The sequence below is a fragment of the Desulfitibacter alkalitolerans DSM 16504 genome, assembly GCF_000620305.1.
GTDB lineage: Bacteria > Bacillota > DSM-16504 > Desulfitibacterales > Desulfitibacteraceae > Desulfitibacter > Desulfitibacter alkalitolerans.
Window position 1 is genome coordinate 134,079 of sequence record NZ_JHVU01000018.1, and the last position, 12,901, is coordinate 146,979.

11 protein-coding genes are annotated in these 12,901 nt (G+C 39.0%); 8 read left to right on the plus strand and 3 right to left on the minus strand.

Features of this window, described 5'->3' with window-relative positions:
• Positions 1-54: 54 nt before the first annotated feature.
• Complete coding sequence (locus K364_RS0100715) at positions 55-651, minus strand: superoxide dismutase (protein WP_028306417.1); 597 nt, start codon at positions 649-651, stop codon at positions 55-57.
• 261 nt (positions 652-912) lie between these two features.
• Here K364_RS0100715 and K364_RS0100720 point away from each other — a divergent pair, with 261 nt between their 5' ends.
• The 7 genes from K364_RS0100720 (at position 913) to ilvD (ending at position 9,823) form a co-directional block, all read left to right on the plus strand.
• The gene (locus tag K364_RS0100720) at positions 913-1,524 is read left to right on the plus strand and encodes an FmdE family protein (protein WP_028306418.1); all 612 of its coding nucleotides are present in this window, start codon (positions 913-915) and stop codon (positions 1,522-1,524) included.
• 136 nt (positions 1,525-1,660) lie between these two features.
• Positions 1,661-3,544: a sigma 54-interacting transcriptional regulator gene (locus K364_RS0100725; RefSeq protein ID WP_051533711.1), complete on the plus strand. Its 1,884-nt coding sequence runs from the start codon at positions 1,661-1,663 to the stop codon at positions 3,542-3,544.
• 221 nt (positions 3,545-3,765) lie between these two features.
• Complete coding sequence (locus K364_RS0100730; RefSeq protein WP_028306420.1) at positions 3,766-5,052, plus strand: four-carbon acid sugar kinase family protein; 1,287 nt, start codon at positions 3,766-3,768, stop codon at positions 5,050-5,052.
• 142 nt (positions 5,053-5,194) lie between these two features.
• Positions 5,195-6,217: a TRAP transporter substrate-binding protein gene (locus K364_RS0100735; protein WP_028306421.1), complete on the plus strand. Its 1,023-nt coding sequence runs from the start codon at positions 5,195-5,197 to the stop codon at positions 6,215-6,217.
• Positions 6,218-6,296: 79 nt separating this feature from the next.
• Positions 6,297-6,770: a TRAP transporter small permease gene (locus K364_RS0100740; protein WP_028306422.1), complete on the plus strand. Its 474-nt coding sequence runs from the start codon at positions 6,297-6,299 to the stop codon at positions 6,768-6,770.
• 4 nt (positions 6,771-6,774) lie between these two features.
• Complete coding sequence (locus K364_RS0100745) at positions 6,775-8,040, plus strand: TRAP transporter large permease (protein ID WP_028306423.1); 1,266 nt, start codon at positions 6,775-6,777, stop codon at positions 8,038-8,040.
• 58 nt (positions 8,041-8,098) lie between these two features.
• Positions 8,099-9,823, plus strand: coding sequence for a dihydroxy-acid dehydratase (ilvD, locus tag K364_RS0100750; protein WP_028306424.1), 1,725 nt, complete (start codon positions 8,099-8,101; stop codon positions 9,821-9,823).
• A gap of 179 nt (positions 9,824-10,002) precedes the next feature.
• On the opposite strand, the gene K364_RS0100755 is transcribed toward ilvD, so the two are convergent.
• Positions 10,003-11,082 carry a uroporphyrinogen decarboxylase family protein gene (locus K364_RS0100755; RefSeq protein WP_028306425.1) on the minus strand — a complete coding sequence of 360 codons (1,080 nt, stop codon included), beginning with the start codon at positions 11,080-11,082 and terminating at the stop codon, positions 10,003-10,005.
• A gap of 21 nt (positions 11,083-11,103) precedes the next feature.
• Entirely contained in the window at positions 11,104-11,769 is a 666-nt protein-coding gene (locus tag K364_RS22360) for a GntR family transcriptional regulator (RefSeq protein ID WP_051533712.1), read from the minus strand.
• Between the two features lie 193 nt (positions 11,770-11,962).
• On the opposite strand from K364_RS22360, the gene K364_RS0100770 reads away from it, so the two are divergent.
• On the plus strand, positions 11,963-12,853 hold the full coding sequence (locus K364_RS0100770) for a hypothetical protein (protein WP_028306427.1): 891 nt from the start codon (positions 11,963-11,965) through the stop codon (positions 12,851-12,853).
• Positions 12,854-12,901 lie beyond the last annotated feature (48 nt).

The following is a 12,901-nucleotide window of genomic DNA, read 5'->3' on the forward strand; positions in this document are numbered from 1 at the left end:
TAAAAAGCAGTTTGCCATACTCCCTTTTGTAATACTTGTGAAGCTATACCAAGCTCAGCTCTTTACCTTTGCCAATCTAGAATCAACATCCTGCCAGTTTACCAGGTTCCACCAGGCTTCTATCCAGGCAGGTCTTTTGTTTTGATACTTAAGATAATAGGCATGCTCCCACACATCACAGACAAGAAGTGGAATTGCTCCCCAGATGGTTAAATCCTGATGCTTTTCAGCCTGCATAATTTCCAATCTGTTTCCATGGGGATTCCATACGAGAATTCCCCATCCAGAGCCTTCAACGGCAGCTGTTGCTGCAGAAAACTGCTTTTTAAAAGCTTCAAAGCTCCCAAAGTCCTTTTCTATTTGTTCAGCAACTTGTCCAGTAGGGGAGCCGCCTCCATTGGGCGACATGTTGTTCCAGAAAAGGGTATGGAGTATATGGCCTGATCCATGAAAGGCCAACTCCCTTTCCCAGTGCTTGACCAAGCTGAAATCCCCAGCTTCCCTTGCCTCGGCAAGCTTTGAGACTGCATTGTTAAGCCCATCAACATAAGCCTTGTGGTGTGCACCATGGTGGAGCTTTACTGTTTGCTCATCATAATGGGGCTCCAGAGCATTATATGCATATGGCAATTCAGGCAGTTCGTATTTCATAAAAACATCACTCCTAGTAAGTTTTATTCTTTATATTAACAATAGTTTTATATTTTTCTAAATAATCCTTTTTTAAACCAAGAAATTCACTAAATCTTCAATATTGGCAGGGTTTATTAACGGTTGTTTAAATAAGTAAATATGATAAAATTGTTTAAAGAAAAACTGCCTTTGGTTAAAATCAAAAGATATTGTATTATACGAGCAAGAAAATCTATCAATATGTTTAAATGCTTAATAAAAAATAGCGAGGTGGCAGATATGAAAGCCGTAGAAAATATTAATGAACTCTGGCAAAAAGCAGTAGAGTTTCATGGCCATGCTTGTCCCGGTCTTGCCTATGGAGTAAGGGCAGGTGCACTTGCACTGGAAAAACTAATGTATGGACGTGCAGCAGATGAGGAATTAATTGCCATAGTGGAGACCGATTCCTGCAGTGTAGATGGGATACAAGTAGTAACAGGCTGTACCCTGGGAAAGGGCAATTTAATTTTTAAAGATCTTGGAAAGTCAGCCTTTACCTTTGCCCTGCGTAATAATGGAAAGTCTGTTAGAATAGTTATGGATGCTGGTAACGCCCATAGACCAGATGATGAGTTAAGAGAAAAGGTTATGACAGGCAGGGCCTCTGCAGAGGAGAAGCAGCTTTTTAAAGAAATGAAGGAAAATAGAATCAGGCATATCCTGGAGGCACCAGAGGGTGAGGTGTGCACTGTCCAATGGGTAGATGTTAAACTGCCTGAAAAGGCCCAAATATTCAAGTCAATTCCCTGTGAAGCATGTGGAGAGCTCTTCATGGAACCAAGGGGAAGGATCAAGGATGGCAAGATTGTTTGTTTAAGCTGTTTTAGTGAATATACCAGGGGTTGGTAAGTCAAAATTAATTGAATAAGATAGTGGGGCGGTTACTCTGTCTTATTTTTTAAAGGTACTTAACTGATATTTATGTTCAGTTGTTTATTTTGGATTGATAAAATATGTGAGGTTAAGTTTAGTAGGGGGATTTGTAGTGAACATAACTAAAATAGCAATGATCGTTCCTCGTAAGGATATGGCTACTTTAGCAAGGGATGTATGCCAGGAGCTTGGTGCAAAAGTGCATATCTCCATTGGGGAAGGCTCTGCTGCGATAAATATGGCCAAAAAACTTGCGAGCAATGGTATTGAAATAATTATTAGCAACAGTAAAACTACCTCGGCTATTAAGTCTGTTGTTAACCTGCCTGTGACAGAATTAACCTTTACAAGCTGGGATATACTTTCTGCATTGAATGAGGCGAAAAAAATAAGTGACAAAATAGCTATTATCAAGTGTGAAGCATTAAACTGTAGTATGCATTATGCACAAAGGCTGTTGGGGATATCCTTATACGAGATTAATCTCACCCATGAAGTAGAAAAGTGCTTTTTGGGGTTAAAAGATCTGGGCTTAAAAGTAGCCGTGGTTCAAGAAGAGCATAGACTAGCATGTGAAAAGCACGGCATTATCCCTATTACAATATCATATGGACGTGAATCAATTAGACAAGCAATAACCCTTGCTAGCGATGTATTAACTGCCAAGCAAAATGAGGTTATTAGATTTGAGTGGATTAATAAAGCGTTGGATTCCATGTTTGAAGGCTTGTTGGCAGTTGACCAGAGGGGGATTATATGTTTTATCAATAAGAAAGCTGAAATATTATTAGGCCTTAGCAAAAGTGAAATTTTAGATAAACACTATACAAAGGTACTACCTGAGTTTGCCTTTGAAGATGCATTAAGATTTAAACAGAAACGCATTAGTGATTACCATACCCATAAAGGAATGGGCATAGTAGCTAACATCACACCTATCGTTATTGGTTCAGAGTCCATCGGAGCTGTCTGTACACTAAATGGTGTTGAGATCATTGAAAGGATGAAACAGAAGAGTGCTGTAGATACCAACCATGGTCTATATGCTAATTATACCTTTAATAACTTAGTAACTAAAAGTGATTGCCTAATAAAAGTAATAGAAACAGCTAAGAAGTATGCTGGTGTTGATTCTAATGTATTAATTATTGGAGAGACTGGAACGGGCAAAGAAATATTTGCACAGAGCATTCATAACCATAGTGAACGTAAAAATTATTCTTTTGTAAGTGTTAATTGTGCTGCATTACCGGAAAACCTTCTTGAAAGCGAACTGTTTGGATATGAGGAAGGTGCTTTTACAGGTGCAAAAAAAGGCGGGAAAATAGGTTTGTTTGAACTTGCTGACAAAGGCACGATTTTTCTAGATGAAATTGGTGAAGTATCTTTAGAAATTCAGGCAAGGCTTCTAAGAGTTTTGCAGCAGCGTGAAATTATGAAAGTTGGTGGCAGCAAGCTAATCAAGGTTGATGTTCGAGTGCTTGCTGCAACTAACAAAAATATTTTACAGCTTGTTGAAAAGGGTTTGTTTAGAAGAGATTTGTATCATCGCTTAAATGTATTAAACATTAATATACCGCCTTTAAGAGAGAGACCTAAGGATATACCTGTTCTGGCAAATTATCTTGTCAAAAAAAATTCTAAAAGGCTAAACAGGCCAATGCCTGCCTTTTCCAAAGAAGCCATTGAAATACTTGAAAAGTACAAATGGCCTGGTAATGTAAGAGAGCTTGAAAATATAATTGAAAGAATGGTCGTGTTGAAGGATGGTTTGGAAGTTGCGCCAGATGATTTAATTAATTTGCTTGACACTAGGAACAAAAATGGTGAGCTAGCTAACCAAATATCCATAAACCTAAATCAAACACTTGCGCAAATAGAAAACGGGGTTATCAGAGAAGCTCTTAAAATTTCAAAAACCAAGGAAGAGGCTGCAAACATTTTAGGTATTAGCACAACGACTCTGTGGAGAAAGACGAAAAACCTTTCAAGTTGAAAGAAAGTATTGCAAAATGAAGGATAGGATTAAACTCCTCTTGGGTTCTGGGAAAAACGACAAGTTTTTACAGGGCCCATTTCATTTTGAAAGATTTCGCAAGAGTTATAAGAGGTATTACAAAGGGCCATTCAACTTAAATACTACAGTATCAGGTGCTTTCCATTTCTGGCACAAATATTGCTAAATATATTTAATAGAAAATAAAGAGGATGGATAATGTGAAAAAGATAGGTATAATAGCCGACAACTTAATAGGGGCAAATGATACAGGAGTTCAATTTAGCAAGCATGGTCTAGCTACAACAGTAGTCTTGGAATTAAATAAGCTTAAAAGATTCAAAAATACGGTTAAAGTAATTTCTGTTAATACTGATACTAGACTTTTAACTGCAGACCAGGCCTATGAGCATGTTTCAGAAGTAACAAAGCTTCTAAAAGAAAATGGATGCAGCCATTTTTACAAAAAAATCGACTCCACACTCAGAGGTAACCCAGGAGTGGAGATTAAGGCAGTTATGGACAAGCTTGGGTTAGTAACAAGTATAATAGTACCTGCTTTTTCTGCAAATAATCGTATTGTGGAAAATGGCTACTTGCTGATAGACCAAGGGGGCGATGGAAATAACACAAGCTTTCCAGTATGTCATGTGCCTACGATGCTGGAAAAAGAGGTAAATGAAACAGTAGCTTTAATTAATATAAGCTTTGTCAGACAAGGAATGTTTAGCCTGCAGCAGAAGATTTTAAATTTGAAAGATGCTGGTGCAAAGTTTATTGTGGTTGATGCTGTTACCGAAGATGATTTATACATTATATCTAAAGCCCTCAAGCTTTTTGTTAATGATTCAGTTATTGCCGGATCCGCTGGTTTGGGTGCTTATATGCCAATAGTATTAAATCTTATGGATGATAAAGCTTTTAAGTTTAATAACAAAGAGTGCTCAGTACTAGTATTGGCTGGTACCTATAATCAAGTTACAGCAGATCAAATTAATGAACTTAAAAAGTCATTAAATATTGAAGTTGTTGAGTTTTCAACAGATATACTTAGGACAGGGAATATTAACGAGGAAATTAAAAAAGTGACCTTAAAAGCCGAGGAAATACTTAAAAGAAAAAAGGCAACCCTTATAGCAGTTGATACCCTACTTAAGGATAGACAAGCCTTAGAGGGTTATAAAATATCAGAAAATGTAAGATTGTATGGTAAGCAAATTGCCGATTCACTTGGTTTGATAGCTAAAGAGCTAATAATGAAGGGACTAGTTACTGATCTTGTTATTTCTGGAGGAGGAACTCTAACCCAGGCTACCAAGGTTATGGGAGCTTGTGGAATTACTTTAGAAAAAGAACTTCTGCCTGGAATTCCATCGGGACGACTTAAAGGTGGAGATTGTGATGGAATCCATATAGTTACAAAAGCAGGTGGATTTGGCACAGAGGACTCCCTGGTTAAAATTGTACGGTATTTAGAAAAAGGTAATATTTACGCAATATATGATTGATGATAGCAGAATAGGTGTAGCTTATCTAATAGCATTAGCACTAATGGAGGGGGTGCAGAGTTCAAATTTAATATAGGAATAATAATTGATGCTGTTAGATAGGGTGCTTTAACAATAAAGAGAAAACAAGGGGGAGAATAATTTGAGGAATCATAAGCTTTTAATTTGTGTTGTTTTGCTTGTTTCAATGTTGGTTTTTGTTGGTTGTTCTGGTAATAAGGAAACAGCTCCATCAGGTGGAGAAACTGAAAAACCTAAACCAGTTGTACTTAAATTGGGTCATATTGTTTCTGATGAAGATATTTGGCACAAGGCTGCACAAAGATTTGCCGAGTTAGTCGATGAGAAAACAAATGGAACTGTAAAGATTGAACTATACCCTAACTCAACACTAGGTAATGATAGAGATATGGCAGAAGGTATGCAAATGGGTTCAGTAGACTTTGCATTAATTGCGGGAGTTATTGGCAACTTTGAACCTTCATTCCAAATATTAGAATTGCCTTATCTAATCGAAGATGAAGAACACTTACGTAAGGTTATTTATGGACCAATAGGAGAGCAATTAGCGGCAAATCTCTTAGAAAGCTCAAATATTAGAGCTTTAACTTACTGGGAAAGGGGACCAAGGCAGTTAACAACTAACAAACCAGTAAATTCAGTTGCAGATGTACAAGGCTTGAAGTTAAGAGTTGCAGAGATACCACCCTGGGTAGCTGCTTGGAGAGCAATAGGAGCTAACCCAACTCCAATGGCTTGGGGTGAGGTATATAGTGCATTAGAACAAGGCGTTGTTGATGCCCAGGAAAATCCAATTCCATATATCCATGCTAACCACGTTTATGAAGTTCAAAGCCATATTGCAATGACTAGCCATAAGTTTGAATATGTTACTTTATCAATGAGCAACAGAACTTATGAAAAACTAACACCTGAACAGCAACAAGCTATTTATGAAGCTGCAAGGGAATCTGCCGAGTACCAGAACCAATTAGTGGCTGAATTAACAGATAAGCTTCTTGACGATATGGTAAACAATAAAGGCATTACTGTTACTTATCCAGATGTCAGTGAATTTGCTGATAGGGCCAAAACTGTTCACTTAGAATTTGCTGAAAGATATGGTATGGACTTATATGAAGCAATCCTTGAAGCTGCAAAGTAAGTTCTAGAAAAACTACAATATAATACAGCATTCCTCAATCTGGGGAATGCTGTAAATATACCACAAGGGGGGATGTGAGGTGTTTTCTCGACTGGAAGAAAAGCTCTATAAAATCCTGTATTATTTTTGCTCCTTTTTAATGTTTTCCATGTTAACAATAATCTTTACCCAGGTAGTATTCAGGTATGTCTTTCAAAACTCCATATCATGGTCAGAAGAGCTTGGACGATATATTTTTGTGTGGATGACTTTTTTTGGAGCAGTACTGGCTTTACGCAGAAGATCTCACGTATCATTAGACAGTTTGATTAATCAATTTCCGCCATGGTTGTTTAAAGCTATTAAGGTTTTCGGTTATATACTGATGATAGTTTTTGCTGCAGTCCTTTTTTATAATAGCTTCACAATGCTGCAATTGGGAGCTAGACAGCTTAGTGCTGCCATGCAAATTCCCATGAAATATGTATATTATGCTTTACCTATAAGTACTGCATTATTGGTCTTATATTTATTTAGAAATCTTATAGAGGACATAAAGCAGTGGAAGGGGTGATAACTTGGTTGGAGTATTATTTATAACATTTTTTACACTAGTATTGTTAGGTATACCAGTAGCTTTTGTATTAGGAATAGCATCAACGGCCTCTCTGGTATTCGCTGGTGGTTATCCTATTACTGTAGTAATTCAGAGGATGTTTGCTGGTGTGGACTCTTTTCCTCTCATGGCTATTCCATTTTTTATGTTGGCCGGTTCCCTGATGCATAGGGGGGGTATAACAAAAAGAATTATTGACTTTGCCCTTGGGTTAGTTGGAGGAATTAAAGGAAGCTTGTCACAGGTAGTATCCATTGCAGGTGTAATTATGGGAGGCATCTCAGGCTCCGGTGTAGCAGACACTGCAGCCATCGGATCTCTCATGGTTCCAGAAATGGCTAGAAGGGGCTATGATAAAGCTTTTTCCGCATCATTGGTAGCATGTTCTGGTAGTATTGGACTAATTATACCTCCAAGTATTGCCTTAATACTTTATGGAGTAACAGCCCAGGTATCCATTGGAGACTTATTTTTAGCTGGTATTGTGCCCGGTTTATTAATCGGTTTAGGTTTAATGATTATGTCTTACTTCATTGCCATTAAAAACGATTATCCCATGGAAGGCAGGGTATCTGGAACGGAAAAATGGAAAAGGTTCAAGGATTCATCTTGGGCTTTAATGATGCCTATTATTATTATTTTTGGTATTAGATTTGGAATATTTACTCCTACTGAAGGTGGAGCAATTGCTTCAGTCTATGCGATTATTGTAGGAAAGTTTATATATAAAGAGCTAAGTTTTAAGGATATGCCAGATGTTTTTGCCCAGGCAGCCATTAATACAGCAGTTATATCATTTATAATTGCTACAGCTACCTTATTTAGTTGGATTCTTGCCAGTGAACAGATCCCAAGACAGGTTGCCCAGTATATTTTGTCTATCTCTGATAACAAGTATGTTATTTTAATACTTATAAATGCAATGTTATTAGTTGTAGGTATGTTTTTAGATAGTGGTCCGGCAATTATTTTATTAACTCCAGTATTAGTGCCCATTGCAGTTTCATTAGATGTTAACTTAGTACAATTCGGACTAATATTAGTTATTAACGTGACAATCGGCCTGCTTACTCCTCCTGTTGGAACAGCATTATTTGTTGCCAGTAATATTTCGGGAGTTCCCCTGGGTCAATTAAGCAAGGCCATACTGAAATTTATTGCTCTAATGCTGTTTATATTGTTACTTATAACTTACATTCCTGCTTTAACTGTATGGGCAGTACGTTAAGATATATATTAAGCATTACTAGTCTTGAGAATTTCAAAATGAAAGGTGAGAAAAAACCATGCTAAAAAGCCAACACCTTAGAAAAGTAAACACCCAGGGAGATGGACTGCGCCTGGGAAGCGGCTGGACACCATCAGACCTTGCAAAGCCACAGGTGTTAATAGACAGTGTATTTGGAGACAGCCACCCAGGAAGCTATCACCTGGACAAATTAGTAAAATCAGCAAAAAATGGACTATACAGCGTGGGCTGCAAACCGGCAGTATACACGGTAACAGACATGTGTGACGGAATAGCCATGGCCCATGACGGAATGAACTACTCATTACTATCAAGAGAAGTCATAGCAATGATGGTGGAAATCCATGCCCTGAGCTCACCCTTTGACGGCATCATGCTCATATCAAGCTGTGACAAATCAATACCGGCCCATCTCAAAGCATTAGCAAGACTTGACATGCCAGGGATCCATATTAGTGGTGGAGCAATGATGCCAGGACCAGACTATCTATCATCAGAAAAGCTCTATGGCTCAGGCTTCAAAGAAAAAAGAGGGGAAATCACAAGCCATGAACTGCTGGTAGAACAAATCAACTCCTGCCCAACCTGTGGAGCATGTCAATTCATGGGCACAGCCAGCACAATGCAGACCATGTCAGAAGCATTGGGCTTGAGCCTGCCGGGCAACGCCCTGATGCCGGCAAGCATCAACCAGCTGGAGCACTTATCATACAAAGCAGCAGAAAAAGTAAAAGAGCTCATGGAAAAAAGCATAACCCCAAGACAAATACTAACAAGAAAAGCCTTTGAAAACGCAATCGTCATCCATGCAGCAATCTCAGGCTCAACAAATGCAACCCTGCATATACCGGCAATAGCCCATGAAGTAGGCCTGGACATAACAGCAGACCTGTTTGAAGAAATACACGCCAAAGTACCAGTACTAGTAAGCCTGAAAACAAGCGGCAAATGGCCCACAGAACTTCTGTGGTTTGCAGGAGGAGTACCAGGACTAATGATGCAGCTAAAAGACTACCTGCACCTGGATGCATTGACAGTCACAGGCAAAACAGTAGGAGAAAACCTGGAAGAATTAGAAAGAGACGGCTACTTCCAAGTGGGCAAGGGCTACCTAAGAAACTATGGCCTGACAACAGAAGAAGTAATCCAACCAATAGACAAGCCATACAAGCAGGGTGGAGGACTAGCAGTACTATACGGAAACCTGGCCACAGAAGGAGCAGTAGTAAAACACGCAGCAGTAGACCCCAAAATGCACGTCCACACAGGACCGGCAAAACCATATGACAGTGAAGAAGCAGCAGTAGAAGCAATATTATCAGGAGAAATAAAGCCTGGAGACATGATTATCATTAGATATGAGGGACCCCAGGGAGCAGGAATGCCGGAGATGCTTAGAACAACAGAAGCCATATATACAAACCCAGAACTAGTAGCAACAACAGCACTGATAACAGACGGAAGATTCTCAGGAGCAACCAGAGGACCGGCAATAGGTCACGTGTCCCCAGAAGCAGCAACAGGAGGGCCCCTGGCCCTAGTAGAAGAAGGAGACCTGATTACAGTAAACATTCCTGCAAGGAAGCTGGAAATAGTAGGAATAGCAGGCAAAGAAACAAGTAAGGAAGAAGTTGAAAAAGTACTAGCAGAGCGTAAAAAGAACTGGACTAGACCAGTTAAAGAGAACAAGGGTGTTCTAGGGTTATTTCAATCCATGGCCACCTCACCCATGAAGGGCGCTTATCTAAAATGGACTAAATAAGACAATTGAATAGTTAATCTGTCTTATTTTTTAGAGGTGCATAACTGGCATTTTGGTGCTAAGCAATTGATATATAGCCTAAATCTCCTCAACCATATATATATATAAAGAAGAAAGAGGGTATTCATGTGAATAGACCTCTTTCTTCTTTTTGAAGCCTAGCAGTATATATTGTATACCTATGGTTTCACCCTCTTACATACCTCTGCCATTACAATGAAGTTGTCTACAGTTTTAGGCATGAATAGTCCTGAAGCAGTGCCTCCCAGGATGTAGCCTCCACCCCTGCCGGCAGCTTCTATACATTCCAAACTAAGCCTTTCAACTTCCTCCTTTGAAGCTCTAGAAAGGACATTCATATCATCAATGTTGCCTACCAGGCACATTTTATCACCAAGACGCTCTTTGACAACCTTAAGATCCACATCTCCTAATGGCGGCGCTTCTAAAGGATCTAAAGCATCAGGGCCTATTTCAATGATATCATCTATTACATCCATCATTTTATCATGCATGTGCATGTAGGCTATCCCTCCACATTCGTGGATAGTGTCTACCAGCTGCTTATCATACTTTACAATTATATCCTTGAAGAAGTGAGGCGGTAATACCCTGGGAGATGCATACTCTGCACCAATTATTCGCCAAACCTTTACCCCTAATTTGCTTGCATTCCTGATTACATCACAAGCCCTTATTACAAGTGCATCTAATAAGCTGGTAATCAGCTCCTTGTTGCTAAAAGTTTGAATAAGGTTCTCTTCAGTACCAAAGTAATATGCAGGACAATAGAAGGGATTAGATATTTCCCCAAGAACAAGCCCTTGTGTACCAATGTAGCTCTCCCATTTATAAAAGTTTTCCATGGGCGGATCAAGGGGTTTATAGGGAATGGAGAGGAACTTTTCCACATCCTCTGGAGTTTTGAAGAGATGTTCAACATACCAATCAATATGATCTCCAGTTGGTTTTATTGTGGCAGTTAAGTCTCCCTTGGGAGTGTGAATCACTTCTCTTATGTTGCCATCTGGTGTAGAAAATCTTTTGCTGATATTATGCGGCACACCTCCAATCCAGGTTTCAGCCTTGCTTCCGGGACGTACAGCCACCATAATATCGGTATGCTCTACAAGCCTGTCAGCATAATCCTTTGGAGCAAGTCCAAACCAGGCATCAAAAACAAATGGTGAGCATGGTATTCTGTCTGATTCCATAAATTGCAGGGTTCTTAAAATTCTTTCCTTTGAGGTTAATTCCATAATCTCTCTCCTCTTGTGATATTAGTGCTTGCACACGGATAGTAACAGTTTTTTAGCATTGCTTAAATGTTGGTTCATTGCCATATAGGCTTCCCAGGGCTGCCCAGCTTTCATTTTTTCATAAATTTCATAATGCTCATTTACCGTTTCACGCATTCGTCCTTCAGTTTTTAATGTATCCATACACAATCTATATACGCGAATACGAAGATCGTCAAAGGTTTCTACAAATTTATTGTTATTAACAAAATTGATTATATGCCTATGGAATAACTCATCTACCTCAGTAAACCTATAGCTGTTCATGTACCCTGCTGCCTCTTTCTGTGTATCAATTAGGGTATAGAGTGAGTTCAACAAATCTTGTGCTGCATGGCTGTTGACTTCCCTTGCTATGGATACAACACAAAAGCCCTCTATTGCCTGGCGAATTTGAAAGGTGCTTTCAATATCTGCTGGAGATATTTCCTTAACAATAATTCCCTTGGATGGTAGAGTTTCCAGCAGGCCTTCCTGCCTAATCTGCAGTATTGCTTCTCTTACAGGGGTTCGAGATACCCCTAAAAAATCTGCAAACCACTGCTCAGAATAAATTCTTCCTGCTTCTATTTCGCCCTTGAGAATTGCTTTTTTTAAGTAGCTGTAGGCTTGTTCTTTTAAGGTAGTTTTTGATATAAATTGGTTCATCTAACAACCTCCTTACCATGCAGTATACTGCATGGGGAATACTGCTGTCAATGTATTAGAAACTTTTTAGTTACAGGTTATTTACAGAAATTTATTCTGCTTATATGTTGTTATATTGCAGCTATTGGGAAGGAAGGAGGTGTTCTGTGCAGAAATATTAAACTAAGAAAAAAGCAGAAAAGGTGATATACTAATGCTTTCTCAAGATGAACTGGCTTATATTTTAGAAAAGGCATATATACCCGAGCATTTGCCAGGTTACTTTCAGACCTTTTCCAAAATGGAAGCTTTTATAGAAGATAAGCTTCTATATTATAAGCTTGAAGATGTGATAAGCTTCATTGGGTATCCTCTAGGAGCAGTTGAACTTTATTTAGTGAATCAGAATAGGGATAGAGCATATAAAGAAATGTCTGTTGTGCTGGAGAAGGTAGTGGAGAAATACAAGCCTAAAGAAGTAAAAATTATAGCACCAATAGAACCTCCTTTAAAAGGCTACAAGCTAGAAAATACCACTGTGGAAAGGGACAGCTACTCTGTTTTAGATGTACAAAACCTAAGGATACCATCTAAAGTCAAAAATATGGTTAGCAGGGCCGGCAGGGAGCTGGAAATCACCATCAGCAGGGATTTTTCCATACATAACCACAAGCTGCTTTTGGAGTTTTTAAAGCAAAAGAGGCTTTCTGATACAGCAAGCAGCTTTTTCCACCATATCCCTGATTATATTGCCCATTCTGAGAGTGCTGTGGTCATTAACGCATACAGGTCAGGACGAAGAACAATGGATGAGCTTTTGGGGTACAACATAGTGGATTTCAGCCACGGTGGCTTTTGTTTCTATCTTTTCAACATCACTGGAGATGAGGAGGACCACGTGCCCGGAACCTCTGACCTCCTTCTATATGAAATGGTGCAATTAGCGAAAAAGAAAGGCAAGAAGTACATTAACATGGGCCTGGGAATTAATAAGGGCATTAAAAAATTCAAGGAAAAGTGGGGGGCAAAAAACCTTATAGGCTATAATTTTATGTCCTATCAAAAAACTGCTCCCTGGTTTGCATTTTTTTACTCAAGGAAATAAATATGCAGTATATTTCTGCGCTGATAGTTAGAAAAAGGCCGGCCAGGG